Annotated in this window: 21 protein-coding genes, 2 pseudogenes and 1 riboswitch; of the genes and pseudogenes, 7 read left to right on the plus strand and 16 right to left on the minus strand. The window is 38.6% G+C overall.

The features are described 5' to 3' along the window. The first annotated feature begins 97 nt into the window (after positions 1 to 97). Positions 98 to 742, plus strand: a complete 645-nt coding sequence (gene cbpA / locus DIZ30_RS04335) for a cyclic di-AMP binding protein CbpA (protein WP_002294577.1) — start codon at positions 98 to 100, stop codon at positions 740 to 742. A 55-nt stretch (positions 743 to 797) separates the two neighbouring features. On the opposite strand, the gene DIZ30_RS04340 is transcribed toward cbpA, so the two are convergent. Beyond that, positions 798 to 1301, minus strand: a complete 504-nt coding sequence (locus DIZ30_RS04340; RefSeq protein WP_002294548.1) for a QueT transporter family protein — start codon at positions 1299 to 1301, stop codon at positions 798 to 800. A gap of 12 nt (positions 1302 to 1313) precedes the next feature. Then, positions 1314 to 1360, minus strand: a riboswitch (PreQ1 riboswitch). A 536-nt stretch (positions 1361 to 1896) separates the two neighbouring features. Between DIZ30_RS04340 and DIZ30_RS04345 the strand changes: the two genes are divergently transcribed. Then, complete coding sequence (locus DIZ30_RS04345; RefSeq protein ID WP_002294549.1) at positions 1897 to 2862, plus strand: diacylglycerol kinase family protein; 966 nt, start codon at positions 1897 to 1899, stop codon at positions 2860 to 2862. Between the two features lie 98 nt (positions 2863 to 2960). Here DIZ30_RS04345 and DIZ30_RS04350 read toward each other — a convergent pair. From DIZ30_RS04350 to DIZ30_RS04360, 3 genes and pseudogenes are all read right to left on the minus strand, one after another. After that, positions 2961 to 4129, minus strand: a pseudogene (locus DIZ30_RS04350) (ABC transporter permease). Beyond that, entirely contained in the window at positions 4116 to 5261 is a 1146-nt protein-coding gene (locus tag DIZ30_RS04355) for an ABC transporter permease (protein ID WP_002294551.1), read from the minus strand. Before DIZ30_RS04355 ends, DIZ30_RS04350 begins: the two are co-directional and overlap by 14 nt. 13 nt (positions 5262 to 5274) lie before the next feature. Then, the gene (locus tag DIZ30_RS04360; protein ID WP_002324227.1) at positions 5275 to 6207 is read right to left on the minus strand and encodes an ABC transporter ATP-binding protein; all 933 of its coding nucleotides are present in this window, start codon (positions 6205 to 6207) and stop codon (positions 5275 to 5277) included. Positions 6208 to 6293: 86 nt separating this feature from the next. Here DIZ30_RS04360 and DIZ30_RS04365 point away from each other — a divergent pair. Both DIZ30_RS04365 and DIZ30_RS04370 read left to right on the plus strand, forming a co-directional pair. Next, positions 6294 to 7405, plus strand: a pseudogene (locus DIZ30_RS04365) (sensor histidine kinase). Then, positions 7402 to 8031: a response regulator gene (locus DIZ30_RS04370; protein ID WP_002289597.1), complete on the plus strand. Its 630-nt coding sequence runs from the start codon at positions 7402 to 7404 to the stop codon at positions 8029 to 8031. Before DIZ30_RS04365 ends, DIZ30_RS04370 begins: the two are co-directional and overlap by 4 nt. 109 nt (positions 8032 to 8140) lie before the next feature. On the opposite strand, the gene DIZ30_RS04375 is transcribed toward DIZ30_RS04370, so the two are convergent. The 5 genes from DIZ30_RS04375 to DIZ30_RS04395 form a co-directional block, all read right to left on the minus strand. Next, the gene (locus DIZ30_RS04375) at positions 8141 to 8368 is read right to left on the minus strand and encodes a hypothetical protein (RefSeq protein WP_002289596.1); all 228 of its coding nucleotides are present in this window, start codon (positions 8366 to 8368) and stop codon (positions 8141 to 8143) included. Between the two features lie 102 nt (positions 8369 to 8470). After that, positions 8471 to 11059: an ATP-dependent RecD-like DNA helicase gene (locus tag DIZ30_RS04380; RefSeq protein WP_002301298.1), complete on the minus strand. Its 2589-nt coding sequence runs from the start codon at positions 11057 to 11059 to the stop codon at positions 8471 to 8473. A gap of 19 nt (positions 11060 to 11078) precedes the next feature. Then, positions 11079 to 11738 carry a histidine phosphatase family protein gene (locus tag DIZ30_RS04385; RefSeq protein WP_002294557.1) on the minus strand — a complete coding sequence of 220 codons (660 nt, stop codon included), beginning with the start codon at positions 11736 to 11738 and terminating at the stop codon, positions 11079 to 11081. Between the two features lie 48 nt (positions 11739 to 11786). After that, positions 11787 to 12290: a tRNA (uridine(34)/cytosine(34)/5-carboxymethylaminomethyluridine(34)-2'-O)-methyltransferase TrmL gene (gene trmL / locus DIZ30_RS04390; protein WP_002289592.1), complete on the minus strand. Its 504-nt coding sequence runs from the start codon at positions 12288 to 12290 to the stop codon at positions 11787 to 11789. Between the two features lie 220 nt (positions 12291 to 12510). Continuing rightward, positions 12511 to 13377 (minus strand): methyltransferase domain-containing protein, encoded by an 867-nt coding sequence (locus DIZ30_RS04395; protein ID WP_002294559.1) that lies wholly within the window; start codon positions 13375 to 13377, stop codon positions 12511 to 12513. 108 nt (positions 13378 to 13485) lie between these two features. Between DIZ30_RS04395 and DIZ30_RS04400 the strand changes: the two genes are divergently transcribed. Further along, positions 13486 to 14127 carry a copper homeostasis protein CutC gene (locus DIZ30_RS04400; protein ID WP_002294560.1) on the plus strand — a complete coding sequence of 214 codons (642 nt, stop codon included), beginning with the start codon at positions 13486 to 13488 and terminating at the stop codon, positions 14125 to 14127. 61 nt (positions 14128 to 14188) lie between these two features. Here the strand turns inward: DIZ30_RS04400 and mgtE are convergent, their stop codons facing one another. Genes mgtE through DIZ30_RS04420 form a run of 4 tightly spaced genes read right to left on the minus strand, consistent with a single transcriptional unit; the run spans position 14189 to position 17948 of the window. Next, the gene (gene mgtE, locus DIZ30_RS04405) at positions 14189 to 15550 is read right to left on the minus strand and encodes a magnesium transporter (RefSeq protein ID WP_002294561.1); all 1362 of its coding nucleotides are present in this window, start codon (positions 15548 to 15550) and stop codon (positions 14189 to 14191) included. A 17-nt stretch (positions 15551 to 15567) separates the two neighbouring features. Further along, positions 15568 to 16467: an RluA family pseudouridine synthase gene (locus tag DIZ30_RS04410; RefSeq protein ID WP_002294562.1), complete on the minus strand. Its 900-nt coding sequence runs from the start codon at positions 16465 to 16467 to the stop codon at positions 15568 to 15570. Between the two features lies 1 nt (position 16468). After that, complete coding sequence (locus tag DIZ30_RS04415; protein WP_002289847.1) at positions 16469 to 17266, minus strand: NAD kinase; 798 nt, start codon at positions 17264 to 17266, stop codon at positions 16469 to 16471. Further along, positions 17244 to 17948, minus strand: coding sequence for a GTP pyrophosphokinase family protein (locus DIZ30_RS04420; protein ID WP_002289848.1), 705 nt, complete (start codon positions 17946 to 17948; stop codon positions 17244 to 17246). The genes DIZ30_RS04415 and DIZ30_RS04420 overlap by 23 nt, the downstream gene beginning before the upstream one ends. A gap of 130 nt (positions 17949 to 18078) precedes the next feature. Here DIZ30_RS04420 and DIZ30_RS04425 point away from each other — a divergent pair, with 130 nt between their 5' ends. Further along, positions 18079 to 18654 carry a CYTH domain-containing protein gene (locus DIZ30_RS04425; RefSeq protein WP_002289849.1) on the plus strand — a complete coding sequence of 192 codons (576 nt, stop codon included), beginning with the start codon at positions 18079 to 18081 and terminating at the stop codon, positions 18652 to 18654. A gap of 117 nt (positions 18655 to 18771) precedes the next feature. After that, a complete protein-coding gene (locus DIZ30_RS04430) occupies positions 18772 to 19449 on the plus strand; it encodes a ClpXP adapter SpxH family protein (protein WP_002289850.1) in 678 nt (225 codons plus the stop codon). Positions 19450 to 19527: 78 nt separating this feature from the next. Here DIZ30_RS04430 and pepF read toward each other — a convergent pair whose 3' ends face one another. The 3 genes from pepF to DIZ30_RS04445 form a co-directional block, all read right to left on the minus strand. Further along, positions 19528 to 21336 (minus strand): oligoendopeptidase F, encoded by a 1809-nt coding sequence (gene pepF / locus DIZ30_RS04435; protein ID WP_002288947.1) that lies wholly within the window; start codon positions 21334 to 21336, stop codon positions 19528 to 19530. Between the two features lie 175 nt (positions 21337 to 21511). Continuing rightward, the gene (locus tag DIZ30_RS04440) at positions 21512 to 22510 is read right to left on the minus strand and encodes a competence protein CoiA (protein WP_002324232.1); all 999 of its coding nucleotides are present in this window, start codon (positions 22508 to 22510) and stop codon (positions 21512 to 21514) included. A gap of 226 nt (positions 22511 to 22736) precedes the next feature. Continuing rightward, on the minus strand, positions 22737 to 23390 hold the full coding sequence (locus DIZ30_RS04445) for an adaptor protein MecA (RefSeq protein WP_002299370.1): 654 nt from the start codon (positions 23388 to 23390) through the stop codon (positions 22737 to 22739). Positions 23391 to 23659 lie beyond the last annotated feature (269 nt).

The raw sequence follows: 23659 nt of genomic DNA on the forward strand, positions 1-23659 counted from the left end.
TTGTCAATTTGTGAAATAAACTATCTATTGTTTTGGATAAAATTATGATATGATTAATTTGAAATTAAGCTAAAATGAGACAATTGGAGGTATAGCGATGCTATTAAAAACACTTGTATATAAGAAAAAAGATCTGACAACCGTTACAGAGACTAGTACATTAGAAGAAGCATTAAAAATTTTAGAAACTTCCGGATACCGTTGTGTGCCGATCTTAGATTCTTCAGGTAATATTTTCCGTGGAAACATTTACAAAATGCATATCTATCGTCATAAAGCAAATGGCGGTGATATGACGCTTCCTGTCACTCATCTTTTGAAAAACGCTACAAAGTTCATTTACCTGGATACTTCTTTCTTCAAAGTATTCTTTACGATCAAAGAGCTTCCTTATATTGCTGTCCTTGACAGTGAAAATCATTTTTATGGTATTTTGACACATAGTACGTTGCTTAATATGCTCTCTCAATCTTGGAGCGTAGAACAAGGAAGCTATGTACTGACAATTGCTTCCACAGGAAAGCAAGGAGATTTGGCTGCTATTGCAAAAATCATTTCAAAACACAGCAGCATTGCCAGCTGTATTACTCTTGATATCGAAAAAGACGAATACATTCGACGTACATTGATCACGCTACCGGCTAACACTGAAGCGAAAGTATGTGAAACGATCGTCAACCACTTAGAGAAAAAGAATTATAAAGTGGTAGAAATTGAAAATTTGCAAAACCAAGAAGCATAATCAAAAAGCGAAAAAAGAAAACAGCTAATCTGCTTTCTTTTTTCGCTTTTTATAATTAGACACGCTTTTCAAAATCAAGCGCGCGATCTAAATAATACATCAATGGTGCTGAAACAGCCATGACGATAAACTCACTTAATGCAAGCGTGCCATAGGTTGTCCAAAATGCTTGGCCACCTGTTGGAACTAACATATAAGCAATCAGTCCCATGCTGATGGTAAAGAAGATCGTGTTCAATACTAAACGCATCTTTACATTTTTCACTTTGTTTTGCAATAAAGCTGTCAGGCCTAAAGAAAGCAATGTTTGGCCGCCACCAAAAACCACATCCATGATACCAAAACCAAAGAAGGCATTATAGACGATGACCCCGCCTAAAACTCCCCAAAGCAATTTACGGTTAAAGACAACTAAATGATTCAAACTTTCTGAAATACGAAACTGGATCGGCCCTGAGGATACAGGCGCAACTAAAATAGTTAACGCTAGATAAAGAGCCATGATGATGCCATTTACAACGATTACGGATAACCGTTGTCTGCTTTTCGTTTTTTGCATTTTCTCTCCTCTTTTCTCCTAGTTTTTTTAACGCGGGATGGTTGATGAACCGCGGTTATGTGAAACAAACAATAATTATAACAGACTTTTCATTTATTTCAATCCGTCTTATCTGTTTTAAAAAAGTAAAAGCTCAAACAATGTAAACGTTTGCTAAAAATCGTGGGATATGGTATAAAGTAAGTGTAAGGGGGCATAAGAATTCCCAGTAAAGCAGACGAAGTAGGATCTGCAAGAACAGAATTGTTGTGAAACTTAAATAAATAAAAAAGGATGTGGGAATTTGAGCAACCTCTTACTAGAGAACGGTCTAGCAAGCAGCTGAAGATCTAAGTGGACATGCCGAACCTTGGAACTTCTCCTTACGTAAGTAATGGATCATGCGCTTGCTAGGCTTTTTTGTGTTTTTCGGTCTTCGGACCTTTTTCATTTTCCTAGACTTCTGCTATAATAACCAAGAATTAATTTTGTAATAGATTTTTTTGAAAAAACAAGTTTCTTTCATTCAAAAAATAGAAAAAGCTTGCTAATTATTGGTTAACCAGCAAACAGGAGTATTAAAATATCTTGTTTTATTGAATAGCAGGAGGAAATTATGAAATTCCATTATCATATATTGATCAATCCATCGGCAGGCAGCGGAAATGGCTATAAAGTAGCAGAAAGAATTTTACCGGTATTAAAAAATAAGCATATTGACTATACACTTCATTATAGTGAATACAAAGGACACGATGCTGAGATTGCTGAAACTTTGGCAAAAGAAACATTGATTCCTTGGATAGAAGAAGAACAGAAAACAATCGATACTTTCCCCCTTTTGATCATCGTAGGAGGTGACGGCACCTTACATCAGGTACTTGATACTTTCTATCAGATGGAAGTAGAATTCCCAGTTGCTTATATTCCAGCAGGTTCTGGAAATGATTTTGCTCGAGGGGCAGGCCTTCCAAAAAATCCCAAAAAAGGACTTCAGCTGATTTTAGCAGCTCAATCACCAGAAAAAGTCCACATAATGGCTTATGAAGAAAAAATAAGTGAAAAAAAAGGAATAGCTGTTAATAATTTCGGTATAGGATTAGATGCAGCTATCGTCCATGCGACAAATCATTCTTCCACAAAAAAGCGATTGAACAAATACAACTTAGGATCATTTTCGTATTTATTCTCTATTCTCCGTGCTTTATTCACTCAAAAAGGATTTCCAATTCTGGTAGATGCAGGAGGAAAACAATTAAGTTTTTCAAACGCATTTTTATGTACAGCAACGAAGCATCCTTTTTTTGGCGGAGGAATCGCGATTGTTCCAACTGCTGATGCGTCTAAACCAGTCATTGATTTTGTCGTGGTCGAACGAATCAATTTCTTTAAAATCTTGTGGCTCATTCTTTTACTTATACAGAAAAAACAATTGAAATCGAAATATTTCCATCACTACACAACAAACAGATTACGTATCGTTTCAACAACACCGCAACATGGTCAAGAAGATGGAGAAGAAATGGAAAAACGACCTTTTGATATCACAATAACCACAACTAAACAGTTGTTTTGGTGTTAATAAAAGAGGTTTTGTCAGAAGCTACATCTGGAACACCGTTTATTCGGAAAAAAGGACTGTGACACGACTTTTGTCACAGTCCTTTTTTTACTATGCAGTTAATTCTTTGCCCAATTGGGTTGCCATCGATAGTTTCTTTACCCAAAATAAATTGGATCATTGAAAACACCGCAGCAAAAGCAACTAAGACACAACCATTGAACCAAAAAGATTCTGCAAATGTTTGATTGTAACTGAGTGTTTCACTGATCAAGTTATTATTTTGAACAAACCAATATGTTGGTGTGAATGCCGCTATTTTGCTAACCATTTCTGGCAAGTATTCTGCTGGTACAAACACCCCACCGATAAAGCAACTGCCTGTGATAAAAATATCTTTGATCCCACCGCTGGTTTCTGAGTTTTTTACCAATGAAGTGATACAAGCCGAAAAGCTAATGACCGGCAATAAAAACAAGAAAGTATTTAAAATATGATACCATACCGTTATATCCCACGAGGTGTGGATCACTAACAGAACCATTAGAAGTAAGAAGCCACTGAACAACAGCAGCGAGTAACTAATCAAACTAAAGGTTACTTTGCGATTCAAGTTTCGTTTGGTAATGGGCGCACTCTGGTTTCGTTCACTGATCTCTTTGCGATTAAACGCTAGATTGATGACGCTGAAACCGCTAAAAATGGATAGAAACAACCCATAAGACAAGAAATTAAAGGTTGTGCCCGTCAACAGCTTTTTCATCCGCTGACTATATCCCGCACTTAGCTCAACTTCTCCAGTAACCGAGAGTGCCTTTTGTGTCTGTTCCATAGCTGCATCGATTGTTTTATCTTCTTCTTGAAACAGAATCAGTGTTTGCAAAAAGGTGTTCACTTGCTGTGTAACAACTGTTTTAGAAAAGGCATCTGGGCGACTCTGTATCTTGATCGTCGGCATCTTTCCTACTTCGACTTGTTCGGTAAAGTCTGCAGGCAGATGTAAGATAATGTTTACACGATTAAAATAAAGAGCATCATCGATTTCTTTTTGTGAGGTTCCATCCAATGTAACGACTGTTTCCTTGTCATTCAAATATTTACGAAGGCCATCGACTACAGGCGACTCTTCTTCACTAATCAAGGCGATTTTCGCATCTTGCAGAGAGGTATTTTCAACATCAATATTTTGCGCAAAAAAGAATGTGGCAACAACAGTGATAATTACACCTATCAGTAAATTCGATTTATTTGCTTTAAGCAATGTCCAAATCGTTTTATAAAGCGTCATAACGCACCCCTCTTTCCATCCAAGCATTTCCTAACGCAAAAAGGAAAATAAATCCGATCAACCATAGAAGATTGGTATAAAAACTAGCCAAATCAGTGTAGAAATAAAGTTTATACAAACTTTCGCTGATCAAGTTGACGAGATTTAATTGACCAACAATCGGAATATGAAGATCAATCCAATACTTCACTTGTTCCGACCCCATCATACCAGCAAAAAAGCTCATCGCAATCGTCACTGAAATCAAGATGCTATCCTTTTGCACCAGATTCATTTTTGGTATCAAATTACCAACCAATGTACCTAACAAAATCGCACACAACGACCCCAGAGCGGTAACAATCATCAACCATTGCCAACGTTCACCAAAGTCTACTTGATAGATAAAACGAAAGACAGCTAACATAATATAAATCTCTGTCAAAACAATCGTAAAGCTTGCTGCCAAATTAGCGATTGAAACTAACGATTGCTTTCTAGGAATCAAGGACAAGCGAATACCATTTGACGATTGATTTGCTTGCTGATCCTGTACATTGCGGACCCCCCACATCGTCCCGTAGAGAATCGCCATTCCAATCAGAGTGAAGAAATAAAAACTTTTGAAACTCATATTACGACCTGCATGAACTTCTTGAAAAGATACTTCTTGTTCAAAAACAGTCATGATGGGCGCGAGATCAACGTTCTCCACTTCTGCCACTTTACTCGAAATTATACCAATACGCTGTAAAAATTGATCCATGACGTTTTTCATCAACGTCTGACTCATTCCTGCTTGACCCACATGGAGCGAAACAGATGAACCATCAATGAGATAAAAACCAGCCAAATCATCTGCATTTAGCTTTTCATTCGCTTCTACTTCCGATAGTTCCTGTACTTCAAATAATGGTTTATCATTGACTTCGACTTGTTCTAAGACTGTGGTAAAATTTTCCGAAAGCGCTGTTTGATCCGCTTTGATTACAATTCCAGTATTAATCGTTTCAAGATTGCCACCTTGATCAATCTCGCCAAAGGCCGCCATAAACATCAATCCTAAAAGAATTGGAAAGGCCAATGTCCAAAACAACATGGATTTATTTCGCAGCAGTATTTTTGTGCGATATTTATAAAAATGCCAAAACATTATTTCCCCTCCTCTAGTCTCTCAAATCCTTGCCAGTAATCTCTAAAAAGACATCATTCAAGGACGCTTCTTTGGTTGCTATTTTTCCGTAACTGATCTTTTCTTCTTGTAAGATTGTAAGAATCGGCAACAATACTGTATTTAGTTCAGTAGTTGTTACTTGGAGCTGACCTTTTTTATAAGCGATTCCATCAGAAGCTATTGTTCGCTGAATCGCTGACAACACGTTTTCTGGGAGTAATGGGATGTCGATCGTCAAACGATCCGCCGTCCGTACCATATCTTTTAGAGATTCTTTGGTTCCTTTAGCAATCACCTGTCCTTGATCCATGATCACGATCTGGTCGCAAAGAATTTCTACTTCTTCCATGTAATGTGTTGTATAGACAATGGTTGCTCCTTGTCGATTCAGCTCCTTGATACTTTCTAAAATTTTATTCCGACTTTGGGGGTCTACAGCTACTGTCGGCTCATCTAAAAAAATTAACCGCGGCTTGTGGGCAATCCCACATGCGATGTTCAACCGACGTTTCAAGCCACCACTAAGTTCTCCTGGACGAAACGACACATATTTTTCTAATCCCACTAATTGAATCACCTCTTCAATCAAGGCTTTCCTTTTCTCTTTTTCGGAAACATATAAACCGCAAAAATAATCGATATTTTCTTGCACACTTAGTTCGTCAAAGACCGCAACGTCTTGAGGAACGACCCCAATCATTGCCTTGACAGCATAATTTTCAGGAGTCATTGTTGTCCCGAACAATTTAATGGTTCCTTTGTCATAATTTAACAAAGAAAGCATACAGTTGATGGCAGTCGATTTCCCACTGCCGTTTGGTCCTAACAGACCTAAGACTTCTCCTTCTTGTACTTGCAGATCAAAATGATTCAATGCTACAAAATCTCCATAGCGTTTGACTAATTTATCAATTTCGATAATCATCATGAAAAACTCCTTCCAAATTTCTTGTTGATCTGACTATAATAAAGTGCAAGAAAAGAAACTAGTGACGATTGGCTAAACCACACATGACATTTGTCACAATGAAGGAGTCTGCTATGCATAAATCTCGGCTACTCAACGAAACTAGCTTTCTACTGGTTATCTCATTGCTTTTGCTGGTAAGTCAAGGATTCGTTGCTATGCAAGTTATCTATTTATTGATCGCCGTTTTATTCACTGGTGTCAGTTATTTACTGCCTACAAAGCCAAATTGGATTTTCCAAGTTATTCTATTTCTTTTATGTGCCTTTTTACCTGATCTTGTCCTGTTTCTGCCAGCGACGATGCGAGTGATCGCCCCTGAAGAAAGCCACCTTGATTACTTGTTTTTGTTAGGTTTTTTGTTGATTTCGACGGTTGGTAATCATCCCCCCATCAAGGTCGCCTTTGTCGTAATTTTGCTGTTTTTTTCCTTTTACTTACGAGAAAAAAAGATCAACGAACGACCGATCTTGAGAAAAAGTACATTGTCTCCAAAGATACTCATTGGGAAAAACAACAAGAGTTATCGGAACAAAATAAAGCATTGGCCCTGTCACAAGAAACACAATTAGCCTTGCAAATTGTGGAAGAACGAAACCGAATTGCCCGAGACATCCATGACAATGTCGGTCATCTGCTGTCAAGTGCGATTTTACAAATTGGTGCGCTTGAAATGATCAATCAAGAACCAAAACTAAAAGAACCATTAGAAAATTTAAGTGCCACCGTTCACACTGGGATGGATCGGATTCGTCAAAGTGTCCATGACCTCCATGAGACATCGATCTCTTTTCAACACTCCTTAGAGTTTCTGATCGCTGATTTTCCTTCTTCTGTTACGATTGAAGGAAACTTGTTTGAAGGATTGAATGAAACGCAGCAAAACTGCTTCTTAATGGTCATCAAAGAAGCCTTAACCAACAGTATCAAACATAGTCATGCCAAAACCGTTGTTTTACATTTTCGAACGTTGCCGGCCTTTTATCGCTTGCAAATCACGAATGATGGCACCAGCCCACAAAAAAATTCTGCTCCCGGTATTGGTTTGAAAACGATGCGTCAACGTGTTCAAGAACAAAAGGGACAAGTCCATATTTTCCAAGAAAACCAGCAATTTCAGTTAACGATCATTTTACCAAGGGAGGGACACCAATGATAACAGTAGTCATTATTGATGATGATCCATTTGTGACGAAATCGTTACAAACCATTTTAGAAAGCACGAAAGAGATCCGTGTGTTAGGCATTGGTCATTGTGCCAAGGATGCGCTAGTCTTATACGAAACCCATCGTCCCGATGTTTTGCTGACGGACATCCGCATGCCTAAACAAACGGGCATCGATGCTGCCAAAGAAATTTTGGCTAAATTTCCCAAAGCCATCCTTTTGCTTTTGACGACATTCAAAGATGAAGAATACATCCGCGAAGCATTTTCCATCGGTGTCAAAGGGTATTTAATCAAACAGAACTTGCAAGCGATTATTCCTTCTGTCAAATCCGCTTATAATGGACAGGCCGTATTTGGTAATGAAATCATCGAGACTTTCACTCAAATGATGAAGAATAAACCGACGATTGATAGTCATGCTTATGCTTCTTTTAGTGAACGTGAGCTTGCAATCATCAAAGAAGTAGCTGCCGGGAAAAACAATAAAGAAATTGCAGATGCCTTGTACTTGAGTGACGGCACTGTTCGCAATTACATCAGCCAATTACTAGAAAAGCTAGATTTACGGGATCGCACGCAATTGGCTATCTACTTTTATCAGCATTTGCAATAAGTCTTATCTAACACAAAAAAACCTGAATGATGCTCCTTCGCATCATTCAGGTTTTTTTCACATCTTCTATTCAATTGTCCCGCAAACCATTTCCTCACGATTGAAAGAATCAAGGATTCGCAGGGCTGCCAGGATTCGTTGGATTGTTCGGCGTGTTAGGCGGAAAAATAGGCGCCTTGTCTAACGTTTTTTCTAGTTTTGATTCTTCACGATCGTCTCGTTCTACATCAGGACTTTCATTCAATTTGAATTCTTTTTCCATCTCATCTAACTTTTTAAAGTCATTGCCAGATTCTTTTGCTAATTTCGCTAATTTATCTTCGGTTTCTTTAGCCATAAAGTAACGCCCCCCTTTTGATTTCAGCTTAGCATATCACACTGAAAAAACAAAAGAAAACGCTAACCAACGATCATTTTTAGCTATTTCTCATCTTTAAAATCAAGCATTTTTTGCCGGTATAAAATCGTAGGGAGAACTGTTTTCCATACCAATCATCGGATCTACTAACTGGTTATCGATCACTTCTGCTGTAAGAACGAAATCTTTAGAAACAGCAGGTTCTACCTCTTCTTTCTTTTCCTCTACAACCGATGAAGAGAACAGATCTGGTTCCACTGTTTCCATTACTTGGTTTTTCGTTTCATTCGTCCCACTGTCATCTTCTACAGGTAGCTTTTCTTTTACAACCCGTGGCTCTTTTGTATAGTTCCCATCTTCAAATGGATCATTTCCGACCAAAGAATCTTCATAAGCTGCTAGTTTGGTCCGGAGAGTGATATTCATTTTATCATTATCTATGATCCTTGATTTCAACGTAGTCATCCGGCTTGCTGATTCATTCGCTACACAAGTGACATAGGCTTGCTCTTCCCCTAACAAAATCAACAGTTCCTTACTGCGAGTCACTGCCGTGTAGAGCAAATTACGCTGAAGCATCCGCTGATATTGATGGACCATGGGCAAAATAACCATCTTGAATTCACTGCCTTGTGATTTATGGATTGAGCAACAATAAGAAAGAGTGATTTTATTCCATTCGTTTCTTTTATAAGTGACCTCATTTGCATCAAACTGGATAACTAATTCATCCACTTTATCTTCAGAATCTTTTGCCAAGATGATACCCGTGATTTCTCCCATATCTCCATTGAATACATTCAATTCGGGAGTATTGACTAATTGGAGGACTTTGTCTCCTATCCGATAAACGGTGTCGTTCCAATGTACTTCCTTTTTTCCAGGTTTCCCTGGATTGAATATCTCCTGCATCATTTTATTTAACGCATCGATCCCTGCAGGTCCCCGATACATTGGTGCTAATACTTGGATATCTTGTGCACGGAATCCCTTATTTTTCGCTTTTTCCACAATTTTAGAGATCAAGGGTTCAATTTGATAAGCATCACTTCGGAAATAGGAACGATCTTTTTGATTCTTTGTGAAATCTTTTGGCAGACGTCCTTCTTTGATCTCATGGGCAAGAGGAATAATACTAGAACCATCACCTTGCCGATAAATCTGATTGAGTTCCATTTTGGGAATTTGTTCGATTTCCAAAAGATCATGGAGTACTTGACCAGGACCGACAGAGGGAAGCTGATCTTTGTCTCCTACTAAGATAACTTGCATATTCGTCGGAATCGCTTTGAATAATGTGTTAGCCAGCCATGTATCGACCATAGACATCTCATCAACAATCAAAAGTCCGCCTTCTAATTCTTTCGTACTGACTGAAGGTGTTTTTTCCCGTCCATTCAGCCCCAGAAGACGATGGATCGTACTGGCAGGCAGACCTGTCGTTTCGTTCATTCGTTTAGCTGCTCGGCCAGTTGGTGCTGCAAGTAGAATAGGAAAAATTTCTTGGGTATATTTTGAAGGATCCAATTCCAGTCCGTTCAACTCTGCAAAAAGATTGACGATTCCGTTGATCACAGTAGTTTTCCCCGTACCTGGTCCTCCTGTTAAAATAAATAGAGGGGAACGGATTGCTTCAGCGATAGCTTGTTCTTGCGAAGGTCCATACTGTATGCCGAATATTTTTTCGATACGCCGAATATTCTTCTGCACTTCTTTTTCAGGATAATGGATTTCTTTTTTACGACTGAGAAGGCGCTGGATCGAATTACCGATCCCCCATTCAGAAAAGTACAAACTGTTTTCGTAAAGATTAGTCTCTTCTTGTTGTATCTTTCCTTCTTCAACAAGTTGGATAATTACAGTAGCAACCTGATCAGGCTGGATTTCAATTGGGCGACTTGTTTCTAAAATACGGATCGTTTGCTGAAGCAATGTCTCCGCCGGTACGTATGTATCTCCTGTTTGAACTGCATGCTGAAAAATCTGATGCAAGATAGCTGCTCGAATTCTTCTCGGTGAATCTGCTGCAATACCGATTTGTTCGGCTAGATTATCTGCACGTTTGAACCCGATTCCTTCTATGTCTTCGACTAGCTGGTACGGATTTTCTTCGATGATATCCAAAGACTCGTTCTTATAGGCCTGGTAGATACTGAAAGCTAACTGACTACCGAACCCGTAACGATTCAGTCCCATGATCACTTGATCCATCCCGTGGTTTAGCCGAATCGTCTCAGCAAGCATTTCTCTTTTTGGCTTCGTCAAACCGGAGATTTGTTTTAATACCGAAGGATCAGCAATGATTTTTTCGATAGCATCTTCTCCCAGCAATTCTACAATTTTTTCTGCTGTTTTCTTCCCGATTCCTGGGAATTTTTCGCTGGAAAGATACGCTACGATCCCATTTGCAGTTGTTGGCTTTTCTTGCTCATATCTTTCGAGTTTAAGCTGCCTTCCGTATTTAGGATGATCCACTAATTCTCCATAAAAACGATAAGTCTCATTTTCTTGAATATCGCCGAAACTTCCGGTGACTACAATCTCTTTTTCACGGTAATCAGCTGTGGTTTCACTGATGTGTACCAAAAGCACTTTGTAAAAATTACTAGGATTTTGAAAAAAAATCGCGGCAACTGTACCAACGAAATAAGGCATTTCTTCTGGCTGCATCGGAAGCCGCCTCCTTCTTCTATAGTAAAGGTTCTGGTGCTGTTTCAGTTCCTAAAAAATCTGTTTGGTTCCATACTTTCAGTTCATATGGCAATAATCTGCAAGGCTCTTCAGTCTCTAAAATCGTCAAACTACTATTGAACAATCCACCCATTTCACGCAACTCACTTAGCTCTTTTCCTGTCATCCATTGAATGGCTGCAGTTAAAGAAGCTCCATGTCCTACGAATAAAAGTGGGCCATCTTTATGTTGGGCAACCGCATCTGCTACAACAGTTTCGATACGTGTGATTGCCGATTCAATCGTTTCTCCGTGAAAAGGAGAAGGATCATACAGATCTAAATGATTACGCAAATTCGGCAGATTATCCGGATATTTCTGGTACATTTCATCGATCGACTGACCTTCTAAAGTACCCAGCCCTAGCTCTCTTAGCTTATCTGTATAAAAAATCTCTACCGGACGAGCAAGCTCTTTGTTGATACCTTCTGCTGTATCACGTGCTCGCTTTGCTGTACTGGAATAAATTGCTTTAAAAGGAACATATTTTACCTTTTTCCCAAATGCTTTGATTTCTTCGTAACTTTGTGGCAAAAGCGGAGAATCGCCATTGCTCCCTTGAAAACGTCTTTCCTGATTCCATTGTGTCTTCCCATGTCGGGTAAAATATAGTTCCATACGCAGCAAACTCCTGTCTTTCTTTTATTTTACTCTATAATAAACTGTCTAATCCAGCTTGTCATTTTCATAGTGATGCGTCAATTCTAAATTAGGGAATCCTTGCTGTCGAAGTGCTTCATACACTATCATTGCAGCTGTATTCGATAAATTCAATGAGCGGACATGCTCATCATTCATAGGGATGCGTAAACACTTTTCTTCGTTTTCACGCATAAATGTTTCTGGCAAACCGGTTGTTTCTTTTCCAAATAAAAAGAAGTGCTCTTCTCCATCAGCAAAATTTTCGTCACTATATACTTTATGGGCAAATTTTGAGATCAAATGTAGTTTACGATTACCTAAAAATGTTAAAAAAGCTTCTAAATTACTGTGGTAAGTAATATTTACATCATTCCAATAATCCAACCCTGCCCGTTTTAGATGTTTGTCATCAGTTGAAAAACCTAGTGGCTCGATTAAATGAAGCGGAGTATTCGTGGCTGCACACGTACGGGCAATATTTCCAGTGTTTGCAGGGATTAATGGTTCAAATAAAACGATATGATTCATCAGGATCATTCCTCTCATATTTATGTTCGTTTCTATTTTCTGACAATTTGATTTTTGCATAAAAAAAAACGTATCAACTCGGTGTCAGTCACTGCGAGTCGTTACGTTAGTGAAGCTCTTCTCACTAACTTTTATCAGAACAGGAACCTGATAAAAACCAATGAAAAAACAACTTGTTGCTAATATAACACCCTCAACTTTTTTTTGCAACCTCTACTCATTAAAAACTGCTAGAAAAACGCTTTCTCTTAGTTCCTTTTAATAATTCTATGTCAATTGTAATCTTCTTCAAAGGATTCTTATATAAGTCTGCTTTGATTCGCTCTTCTACCTGCCATTCTAAAGGTGACATGGCCAAAAGATCTTTTTGATTTTCCTCTGGTATCTCAAATTCATAGGTTACACGCTGACGTTCAGTTAATTTCATTGCTTCAGCAAACTTAGCTACTACACGTTCATTGGAATAACTCTGTTTTTCAGGTTGATTCGGATAAAAAGCCTGACGTAGTTCCTTTAAATAATTTTCTTGTGGCACCACCTTCAACACTTCTCCATCTTCTGAGAGTACACGTTGGAATTCTTGGTAATGAGAAGGCGAAAAGATATTTAAAACCGCGTTGAATGTTTGATCAGCAAACGGCAAATTGGTCAAATCAGCTACACACCAAAATGCTTCGGCAGATTGTTCTGTAGCTGCGTAGACTCCTTCTTTTGAAATATCAAATCCAACAGCATTTTGAATCTTTTTCAATTTTGAAAGTTCATTCAAGAAGCTACCTTCTCCGCAGCCAACATCTAATAGCGAGACTTCTTCAGGTAAATGCTGCGCAATAGTCTCAATAACGGGCTGATACATGCCAGATTGGATCATTCTACGCCTTGGAACGAACATTCCTTGATCGTATTCTGTTTTAACCGCATGGGATAAAAAATAAAGTGTTCCTTTTTTGGAAAGGTCAAAACGGTGATTATTTTTGCATATCAAGCCATTATCAGACTTTTTTACTTCTTCTTGGCAAACCGGACAGCGGAACAGCTGATGATTTTCTGCCAAAAACTGGCGTCCTCGGTCAATTTTTTTTAACATAGTTCCCCCTCATTTCTGTTTTATCTTACCGTTAGATGCTCACTTTGGCAACTGCTAAAAATATGATACAATGCCTAGAAGAAAGTGAAAGATAAAGGAGAAGATTAGATGATCAAAGAATTTTGCGCTGAAAACTACACATCTATTCCTCTAGCAATTGCTAGAGGAGCCGATCGGATCGAATTGTGTGACAACTTAGCGGTCGGTGGCACAACCCCGAGTACTGGTGTGATCGAAGAAACGTTAAGTTATGCTGGGGAAAAAGATATCCCCGTAATGACGATTATTCGTCCTAGAGGGGGCGACTTCGTCTATAACGATATCGAATTGAAAATCATGCATACTGATTTGATTGAAGCAAAGAAATTAGGGACGGATGGCGTAGTATTTGGTTGTCTTACTCCTTCAGGCTGGCTAGACGAAGAGGCCTTGGAACTATTGATCGAAACAGCAGAAGGGTTGCAGATCACCTTCCATATGGCTTTTGACAGTATTCCTGAAGATCGGCAATTCGAAGCAATCGATTGGCTGGTAGAACATGGTGTTGACCGTATCTTGACTCATGGCGGTCCTGCTGACAAAACTATTGTAGAAAATTTCCCACGGCTTAAAGAATTGATTGCCTATACAGATGGCCGCTTAATCATTTTGCCTGGTGGTGGTGTCACTGCAGAGAATGCAGCACATGTAGCTAAAGAATTGAACGTAAGCGAAGTACACGGAACCAAAATCGTGGATCTTCAGTTATAATCTTATAAACAAAAAAACATTTGCAACAGGCATAATGCTTATTGCAAATGTTTTTGTTTTTTTACATAAAATAGCCCATAAATAAAGAAGCAATATTGAAATAAATCAGTACACTCGTCAAATCGCTCAAAGTCGTGATAAAGGGGCCGCTTGCTACTGCTGGATCAAATCCTAGACGATCCATTAGCATCGGGATTAAACTACCTGCAAGATTCGCCACTGTGATTGCAAATAGCATAGCCATCCCTATGACAAACCCCAAGATAAAATTATGTTTCCAAAAACCTACGATTAGAAAAATCGTGATCCCCGTAACAGCTCCTGTGACAACGCCGGTCAAGACTTCAGCCAAAACAAGTCGAACAAATCCATGATCTTTCTCATCAGAAATCGCAAGTCGACGAACAGCCACAGCTAGCGACTGGGTTCCAGCATTACCGGCAGTTCCTGTAATCAGCGAAATGAAGACTGCTAAAATACTCGCTTCACTTACCAAGTCTTCATAGTGACTGATTAAAGAAGCGGTCGACATACCTAAAAACAACAGAGTGATCAGCCAAGGCAAACGTCGAGACGCTGCCTTTACTGGATTTTCATTAATTTCTTCCACATTGACCCCGGCAAGTCCTGAATAATCGCTAGCAGCTTCATCATCAATAACGTCGATGATATCATCGACTGTGACGATTCCTAACAAATGATCATCATAATCGGTAACAGGAAGAGCTAAGAAGTCATAATCCCTAAATGTTTGTGCCACATCTTCTTGGTCGTCGCCTACATGAACTGAAAGCACTCGTTCGCTCATCAGATCAGAAATCATTGCGTCGTCATCATTCACGATTAGGTCGCGCAGAGAAATAACCCCTACTAGCTGACCTTCTTGATTAACGACATAGATGTAATAGATTGTTTCAGCTACATCTGCTTCGTTCTTCAGCACGTACATCGCAGAGCGAACAGTTTGATTGGCTACGATCGAAACAAATTCAGTTGTCATGATCGCGCCAGCTGTTTCATCCTCGTAATGGAGAAGTTCCTTGATTTCACTGGCATCGTCTGCCGACATCAAACTTAAATATTTAGCAATTTGCTTTTTATCCAGCGTATTAAGCAAGTCAACAGCATTATCTGTATACATCTCAGAAAGCATATCAGCTGCATAGCTAGGACGCATTTCATCTAGGTATTCTTTCATATGTTCGTTGTCTTCTTCAATCACATCGAACATATCCGCTAATTCTTTAGGCGACAGATAGGAATAGATCAGCTGTCTGTTCTCTTCTGTAAGAGATTGGTAGAATTGCCCCTGCTCATAGATATGCATCTCTAAAAAACTGTTTCTGAATGCCTGAATATTATTTTCCCTTAAATCTTGAGTCAACTGGGCAAATCTTTCCTCTAATTCTTGATTTTCATCCAAACCAATCTCACCTCGCCTTATTCTTCAAACCGTCTCACAACTGCCTCCATGTCTGCGGCTAAAGGCTGCTTGAACTCCAGCAACTCTTCTGTAAATGGATGGTAAAAACGCAGATCATAACAATGAAGGGCTTGTCTTTTTATTCCCAGATCCATTCGCCCGCCATACATATCATCACCGAGCAGGGCACAGCCAATTGCGGAAAAATGAACTCTTATTTGATGTGTCCTTCCTGTATGCAGCTGGATATCAACTAACGCGATTTCTGTTAGTCGCTTCTCTATCCAGTACTCAGTCTGTGCCGAACGTCCTTCATCAGAGACCATTCGCTTCAATAGCGAAGAATAATCTCGGGCGATCGGCAAATCGATATGTCCATGTGCCGATAAATCTGAAAGCCTTCCACTGACTAAGGCCTGATATTTTTTCACAAACTTCTTTTCACGAAGTTGCATATCTAATTTTGCGTGCGCAAATCCATGCTTTGCAAAAAGCATCAAACCAGATGTATCCCGATCTAGTCGCGTCACCACATGGATTACTTGGTTTTCGTAACCTTGTTTTTTATAATAAGCCTTTACACGATTAGCCATTGTCCCATTTGGATGGTATTGGGCAGGAATAGACGAAACGCCTGCTGGTTTATTTACTACCAGAACGTGTTCATCTTCATACACGATATCGATCGGTGTTTCATCCAAAAGTACGGTTTCATGTTCTCCTTCAGCAGGAATCACAATGGTTACCTTATCATCCTTAGCTAGAGAAAACAAGACATTTTCTACTTGATCATTAACTTTGATTTGACCGCCTTGAAATTTTATTTTCGCTAACAGACCCTTTGAGATCCCTTTTTCTTTTAAAAAATATTTTACTTGCTGAGAATGATCTTTCTCATAATCCCATGTAAACTGCATATCAATCCTCACTAATAAAGGCATCTTTCACACGATGCCAAAAATGCATATGTCGATAAGAAGCAAAATGGATCCGTTCTTCTGCTATTCGATAATAAATTGAGCGGATATTTGCTTTTGCGACATTCAATTGATCAACCGTTACAAGATAATCTTCTGTATTTTCCAATTTTATTTCTAGCCATTCATCATGGGCAATCACGATCGGAGAACCCAAAGTACGAAACACTCGATTATTCAGTGAAGCAATCTCTGCCAACTGAAAGGCATTGATACTAGGATGGATCACAGCACCGCCGACACTTTTATTATATGCTGTCGAACCAGTAGGCGTAGAAATCGTCAATCCATCTCCTCTAAAACTTTCAAACAGCTCGTTTTTGATGTATACATCGGCTACCATCGTACGATTGGCCCGTTTAATCGTTGATTCATTCAGTGCTAAAAAATGCTGGTCCGGTGTTTCATCCAAATAACTGATCCGAACATCCAGCAAGGGATAACTAACACTTTGTTCCCGGTTCGTTCGTAAGCTGTCTACTAGTTCTTCCAGCTCGTAATCCCGCCAATCCGTGTAAAACCCTAAATGACCTGTATGCACGCCCAAGAAACGCACATCATTCAGACAATGACTGTAGTGATGGAACGCCGACAATAATGTGCCGTCTCCGCCGACTGAGATGACCAATTCTGGCTCATGATCATCTCGTTGAATCCCTGCTTGTTCTAAAAGTGCGTTCAAACGTTCTGTCACTTCTATAGTCTTTGCTTCTTTATTATGAACGATCGCTACTTTCATCCCCTGCCTCCTCTCTTTCGCTTTCTTTCTTCAAAAGCGTTCGATAGTAGACATCATCTGATTTTCCTCTTCCATGGGAGAATAACCGCTGTGCTTCTTGGATTTCTTCACGGATACTGGACATCTCTTCATCCAACTGATAGGCAGCTTCTGCCGCACGCTGAAGTCGTTCACTCATTTCTTCTGGAAAAACGCCTTGATATTTATAATTCAGCGAATGCTCAATCGTTGCCCAGAAATTCATCGCAAGAGTCCGAATCTGGATTTCCGCCAAAATTTTCTTCTCACCGCTGATCAGCTGTACAGGATACTCGATCACCAGATGATAAGAACGGTAGCCACTTGCTTTTTTATTTGTGATGTAATCTCGTTCTTGGAGAACTTTCATGTCTTTTCTTTTACGGATGATCTCAACAACTTGATGGATATCTTCTACAAACTGACACATGATCCTTAACCCGGCAATATCAGACATTTCTTCTTCTAAACGTCCCATTGGAATATGCCGTAATTGTGATTTTGTTACAATACTATCGACTGGCTTGACTCTCCCAGTGACAAATTCAATCGGGACATGTCGATTTTGTTCACGGAACTGTTTGCGGATCCCCCGCAGTTTCACTTTCAATTCTGATACAGTTTGTTCATATGGTGCTAAAAATGCTTCCCAATCTCGTTCCATAGCTGATACCTCTACTTCATTAACATTCATTGTTTATTCTACCATATATGCAAAGTTTTTTCGTACTCTTGATTTATGCATTGACCAAAAAAAGAAAATTAGGCAAAATAGACAAAAAGGAGTCGATCAAATGACACAAATGCTTGAAATCGAATATAAATCTATGCTGACAAAGCAAGAGTACGAGATATTCATCGCTCACTATCAATTAACAGATAAAGATTTCCGTGTACAGACTAATATTTATTTCGATACCGTTGATGAACAGCTGAAGAAACAAAATTGTGGCCTACGGATCCGTTTCGTTGGTCATCAAGCTGAATATACATTAAAAACACCTGCTGAAAAAGGGCGTCTCGAAACAACGGATACCTTTATAACAGAAGAAGCAGAAGCATTTATCTTCGAAAAACGTCTGCCTCGTTCAGGCGCAGTTTTTCAAAAACTTTCTGATTTGAATATCGATCCTGCTTCATTAATCCAAACCGGAAAGCTTACAACAAAACGGGCTGAATTCCCTATTGAAGAAGGACTTTTAGCTATTGATGAAAGCTGGGGAGACAATCTACACGATTTTGAACTGGAACTAGAGGTAGGGGATGCATCTGTGGGAAAAATTGCTTTTATAAATTTTTTAAAACGTTTTTCTTTACCTTATCGTCCTGCTAAGAACAAGATCCAACGTATGCTTGAAGCTAAAAATTAGAAACCTTTCATTTTCACAAGGCACTTGAGTTCATTTTTTTACTTTTTTCTGTTAAGTTATAGGATGTGAAAGAATCTAGTCACTAGTTGTATAGAATCTATTTTGGGGGAGATTCATATGATCGAAATCTATTTATTTGTTAATCCTTTAGGGGAATACTGTTTCGAAATGGAACAACAGTTATTACAATTTATCGAAGAAGAGTACGGGACACCATCAAAAGAAAAGATGCAATTTCGCTTTCTTCCTTTGGTCAATTTGCAGACAATTGGGGATGTCATGCAACAAAAAGGAATTTCTCAGAACAATCTTGAGGAACGTAATCACTTATTCTCAATGACTTATTCTGCAGCATTAGACTGCAAAGCGGCGCAGTTTCAAGGAAAGAAAAAAGGCCGCCGTTTTTTGATCAAATTGCAAGAAGCAGTCGGCTGTAATGACATACCATATTCTCAAGAACTTGCTGAATCCATATTTGAAGAAATCGGCGGCGATTTGAATATGTTTAAAGAAGATCGGCAGTCTGACTTCGTTAAAGAAGTATTCTTTTCTGATCAAAAAATTGCTCGGGAAATGGGCATCACAAAACACCCTTCTGCAGTCGTTTACAATTATGCCTGCGACCGTGATTTTGGTGTTTTAGTAGAAGTAAAAGGTACAAGTAGCCTTTGGAGAATCACAGAGCTGTGTAAAACAACAGATAACTCATATCAAGTTTTTAATGGTGAACATTTACATACAAATGATTCTCAGTTCCATTCAAGAACTAGCCATTTACACTTGCTTTCTAATTAAAAAAATACGTCGACTCCCTTACAAGAGAGCCGACGTATTTTTTTCGTTTCTATTCGAGAAAATCAAAAATAGAAAGCCTTATAAACGATCGATCAATTCTTCTAATTCATTTAGACGTTGTTCAAACATCGACATTGCATCTTCGATATATGCAGCCTGTGTCATATCAACTCCTGCTTTTTTCATTACTTCCACAGGATAATCGCTGTTACCTGCTTTTAGGTAAGCCAAGTAGTTCTCTAGTGCCTCTGGTTCCTGGTTTAGTATTTTCTTCGCCAGTGCTGAAGCAGCAGAAAAGCCAGTCGAGTATTGGAAAACATAGTAATTATAATAAAAATGCGGTATCCGTGACCATTCGAATTTAATTTCTGGGTCTTCTTCGACTGCTGGACCATAATATTTTGCATTCAATTTACCATAACTATCACTTAGGTATTCACTAGTCAATGGCACACCTTTTTCATCTTCCGTATGCATGAAATGCTCGAATTCAGCGAATTGTGTCTGGCGGAAAACTGTTCCTTTAAACCCATCCAAGTAATGGTTGAGTACATAAGCCCGTACACGAGGGTCTTTTTCTGTTTCCAATAAATACTCCGTTAGGATATTTTCATTCGTTGTCGAAGCAATTTCTGCTAAAAAGATGGAGTAGTCGCCGTACACATAAGGCTGGTTCGAACGAGTGAAATAACTATGAACACTATGTCCCATTTCGTGGACAAGCGTAAATAGCTGATCCAGCGTATCATGCCAATTCAATAAAATATATGGATTTGTGTCATAGCTTCCCGAAGAATAAGCACCGCTTCGTTTCCCTTTATTTTCGACAACATCGATCCAACGTTCAGAGAATGCTTTTTCTACGATGGCCATGTATTCTTCACCCATTGGTTTCAGTGCTTCTAAAGCTTTTTCTTTTGCTTCTTCGTACGTAAAGGTAATTGGAGCTTCCCCTAAGACCGGTGTATAAAGATCATACATGTGCAGTTTTTCCACTTCTAATAAACGTTTCCGTAATTCCATGTATCGATGTAACAAAGGCAAATGCTTGTTTACCACGTCTACCAAAGTATCGTATACACTTTCAGGAATATGATTATTGCTCAAAGACGCTTCTCTGGCAGAGCTGTAATTACGGACTTTCGCTTTAAAATTATGTCCTTTTATATGTGTGCCTAAAGTAGAAGCAAATGTATTTCTAAATTGTTCGTAAACACTGTACAATCCCTTAAATGCTGCTTCGCGTACCCTTCGATCCGTGCTTTCTAGCAACTGACCATACACGCCATGAGATAATTGGACTATTTCACCATTTTCTCCTTCAATCGTTGGAAAAACTAGATCTGCATTATTCAAAACAGCAAATGTATCACTTGAAGCATCAAAGATTTCACCTGCTCCAGCAAGAAGAGATTCCTGCTCAGCAGATAAGACATGGGCTCGATTATCTACTATTTGCTGGATATAATGGCGATAGACTTCCAATTTTGGTTCTTCTTTGAAATATTGCCAAATCTGGTCATCTGACAATTGCAATATTTCTGGTTCAAACCAGGAAACGGCTTCACTAACTTTCGAAAACAGACTGCTTGCTCTTGCATAAAGCGCTTGGTAATCTGTATTTCCAGTGTCTTGATCGTTTTTAAGGTGCGCATATACATAAATGACTTCAGTTTGGCGATAAACCCTCAATACGAATTCAATCGCATTTAAAAATTGAGAAGCGCCTTGATCAAGTGTTCCTTTGTGTTTTTCAGATTGTTTTAACTCTTCTGATAATTCCAAATATTTCTCATCAAACTCTTGGTCGCTTGAAAAGATCTTGGTCAAGTCCCAAGTTAAATTTTCAGGCAATTCTTCTCGTTTTGGCAACTGCTTTACTTCCATGAAATCCACTCCTTTTCTTCCCTTAGCTCTATCTATCAAAATAGATCATAGTCTAACATCCACATGTCACAGCATCTAACTTTTCTACTCATTCATGTGTCTGCTTCCATCAATTTTAGCATAACTAAATCTTGTTTTACATAGAAAACCGATTCCTAGCCTATTTTTATACTTACTATTTTTTCAAAGAAGACAAATGTATGCATTCGTTAAAAAACTGCTGATAGACCATCTCTTCATCAATCATAGGAAAAAGCCATTCCCTTTTATGTTCTTTTATTTGGCAAATCCATGAGTTGAAATCAGGAACTTTCTGGTTTTCCAAGGCTTCTTCGTACAACATTCGATAAAGAAAAACCTGTTCTTGTAAATAAAAGAAAAACCGACTTTTTTGATAGATCCACGATGATAGATGCAAAAGATGTTTATGACGCAAGTAGCATTGTTCTTGTATGGATACTGTATTCTTTTGCTTGTGAATAAGTTGGCGTGTCAGCCATTTCTTCCCATCTTCACTCACTTTTTCTATTTTTTTCATTTGGTTCATTTTAATTTCGTTACTAGTGAATATTTCTTTAAGGTCCCTACTAGAAAAAGTCCAGCAGCTACTGCAAAAGGAAATATGCCCTGATACAGTCTCTGTAATATGATGATACAAATAAAGCTTTTGTTTCTTGAGATCAGCTTTCCAGCAATGCACTCCTCTTTTTCTATTATAGTAGCAGCAACTTTTTTCTATCAATGAGAATTGCGATTGTCCAAGAAAAGAATTACCAAGTATCCACCATACTTGGTAACTGTTATTCAAATAATTTTGGGTTCTTTCAATAAATCTCTGGTGAGACAGTCTAGAACATTGGATTTCTATTGCTAGATTCGCCAACAAAATATCAGGCCTTTGCCGCAACCTCGGCAAATAGGCTTCCAAAAATACTGGTTCTACTGACTGTCCCAGCCAATCCATGAAGCATTCCTTTAACTGTAAGTGCTCTTTTGATTCTCTTTCACTAAAGACCGAACAGTTATCTGATTTTTGATGGGCAAAATGAGCACATTTTTTCTTTCCCTTTTTCAAAATCACTCTTTTTCGACAGCCACGACAATAATATTTCTTTCCTTTTTCTGCATGTTTAGCAAAACAGCACTTATTATATTCATTCATTGCAAGCAGCATTTTTCTCCCTCTGAACTTATTTACGTCTAAGAATTTATTTACACGAAAAAAGAGGGCGTGAAAAAGCTATTCTGCATCAAGTAATAAGAACAGCTAAACAAAAATAGTTCCCAATATTTTTCGTTTGGTTGGGCTTGTTACCGCAGATGCAAGCTTTTGAACACTATTTATACGAAAAAAAGACTGCGACACAATTTTTGTCACAGTCTCTTACTATAATGCTGATTTATACAAAATAAAATTTCGTTCGCTCGATAGCATTACGTGCCATCAGACATTTTCCATATTCATTCAATGTTTCTGGTGTACGATCGCTCTTTTCAGCAAACTCCAAAATTCGAGCAATCTGATTCTCTACATCCGCTTGGTTGAGATTTTCCATCCAGAAGTGAACGACTAGGTAATAGCGCTCTTCGAATAAATACAAATCAGTCCAAGCAGACTCTAGTTCGACATCTGTTGCAAGTTGGATCACTTGTTCAAAATCTTCAAAAGCAAAAGTTGCTTGTCTTTCCTGTTCTTCTAGGGCGCTTCCAGATAATTCTTCCTCCGGATCGCTGCCAATAATCTGCTGACGAAGAAAGTCACTCACATCTTCTGAATCAACAGTAGAATCTTCTGATTGAGAAATTTCTTCATCCGGAAGATTTTTACTGATAAACAGTTCTAATCCGTCTCCTTTTGGCAAAACTTGGAAAGTGACAGCTTCGCTTCCTCGGAACTCCTCTTCGATATCAACTTCTTCCAAAATACTATAAAAGAAATTTTCGATTTCTTTGTGATTGCCAAGTAAATCCAAAAATGAAACGCCCCGTTCCTCTAAATCTTCATGACCAATTAGTACACGGATCGTATTTTCATTAATATGTTCCATTTCCATTTTGCTACACCTCACTTTGCCACAATGTTTAATATAGATTCATTGTAGCGAAATCAGCTTAAATGTAAAGAAAAAAAATCTCGCTGTTAAGTGAATTTAATAAAACCAGCGGATTTTTCAACCTTTCAAGCTATCTTATTTAACTATAACATTTTTGGCAGACGAATACTATATAGCCGACTTTTCAGCTAATTTTTCCTCTCTATTTTTCGTGCAATCATCATCTTCTACTACCTTTTTATACATCTAATCAAGAATACTTTTTGTAA

Source organism: Enterococcus sp. H57 (genome assembly GCF_003112495.1).
Classification (GTDB): Bacteria; Bacillota; Bacilli; order Lactobacillales; family Enterococcaceae; genus Enterococcus_B; species Enterococcus_B faecium.

Excerpts from the sequence above, each read along its gene's own strand:
- cbpA (WP_002294577.1), top strand. The coding sequence starts at position 98 with ATGCTATTAAAAACACTTGTATATAAGAAAAAAGATCTGACAACCGTT.
- DIZ30_RS04340 (WP_002294548.1), bottom strand. The coding sequence starts at position 1,301 with ATGCAAAAAACGAAAAGCAGACAACGGTTATCCGTAATCGTTGTAAAT.
- DIZ30_RS04345 (WP_002294549.1), top strand. The coding sequence starts at position 1,897 with ATGAAATTCCATTATCATATATTGATCAATCCATCGGCAGGCAGCGGA.
- DIZ30_RS04355 (WP_002294551.1), bottom strand. The coding sequence starts at position 5,261 with ATGTTTTGGCATTTTTATAAATATCGCACAAAAATACTGCTGCGAAAT.
- DIZ30_RS04360 (WP_002324227.1), bottom strand. The coding sequence starts at position 6,207 with ATGATTATCGAAATTGATAAATTAGTCAAACGCTATGGAGATTTTGTA.
- DIZ30_RS04370 (WP_002289597.1), top strand. The coding sequence starts at position 7,402 with ATGATAACAGTAGTCATTATTGATGATGATCCATTTGTGACGAAATCG.
- DIZ30_RS04375 (WP_002289596.1), bottom strand. The coding sequence starts at position 8,368 with ATGGCTAAAGAAACCGAAGATAAATTAGCGAAATTAGCAAAAGAATCT.
- DIZ30_RS04380 (WP_002301298.1), bottom strand. The coding sequence starts at position 11,059 with ATGCAGCCAGAAGAAATGCCTTATTTCGTTGGTACAGTTGCCGCGATT.
- DIZ30_RS04385 (WP_002294557.1), bottom strand. The coding sequence starts at position 11,738 with ATGGAACTATATTTTACCCGACATGGGAAGACACAATGGAATCAGGAA.
- trmL (WP_002289592.1), bottom strand. The coding sequence starts at position 12,290 with ATGAATCATATCGTTTTATTTGAACCATTAATCCCTGCAAACACTGGA.
- DIZ30_RS04395 (WP_002294559.1), bottom strand. The coding sequence starts at position 13,377 with ATGTTAAAAAAAATTGACCGAGGACGCCAGTTTTTGGCAGAAAATCAT.
- DIZ30_RS04400 (WP_002294560.1), top strand. The coding sequence starts at position 13,486 with ATGATCAAAGAATTTTGCGCTGAAAACTACACATCTATTCCTCTAGCA.
- DIZ30_RS04410 (WP_002294562.1), bottom strand. The coding sequence starts at position 16,467 with ATGCAGTTTACATGGGATTATGAGAAAGATCATTCTCAGCAAGTAAAA.
- DIZ30_RS04415 (WP_002289847.1), bottom strand. The coding sequence starts at position 17,266 with ATGAAAGTAGCGATCGTTCATAATAAAGAAGCAAAGACTATAGAAGTG.
- DIZ30_RS04420 (WP_002289848.1), bottom strand. The coding sequence starts at position 17,948 with ATGGAACGAGATTGGGAAGCATTTTTAGCACCATATGAACAAACTGTA.
- DIZ30_RS04425 (WP_002289849.1), top strand. The coding sequence starts at position 18,079 with ATGACACAAATGCTTGAAATCGAATATAAATCTATGCTGACAAAGCAA.
- DIZ30_RS04430 (WP_002289850.1), top strand. The coding sequence starts at position 18,772 with ATGATCGAAATCTATTTATTTGTTAATCCTTTAGGGGAATACTGTTTC.
- pepF (WP_002288947.1), bottom strand. The coding sequence starts at position 21,336 with ATGGAAGTAAAGCAGTTGCCAAAACGAGAAGAATTGCCTGAAAATTTA.
- DIZ30_RS04440 (WP_002324232.1), bottom strand. The coding sequence starts at position 22,510 with ATGCTGCTTGCAATGAATGAATATAATAAGTGCTGTTTTGCTAAACAT.
- DIZ30_RS04445 (WP_002299370.1), bottom strand. The coding sequence starts at position 23,390 with ATGGAAATGGAACATATTAATGAAAATACGATCCGTGTACTAATTGGT.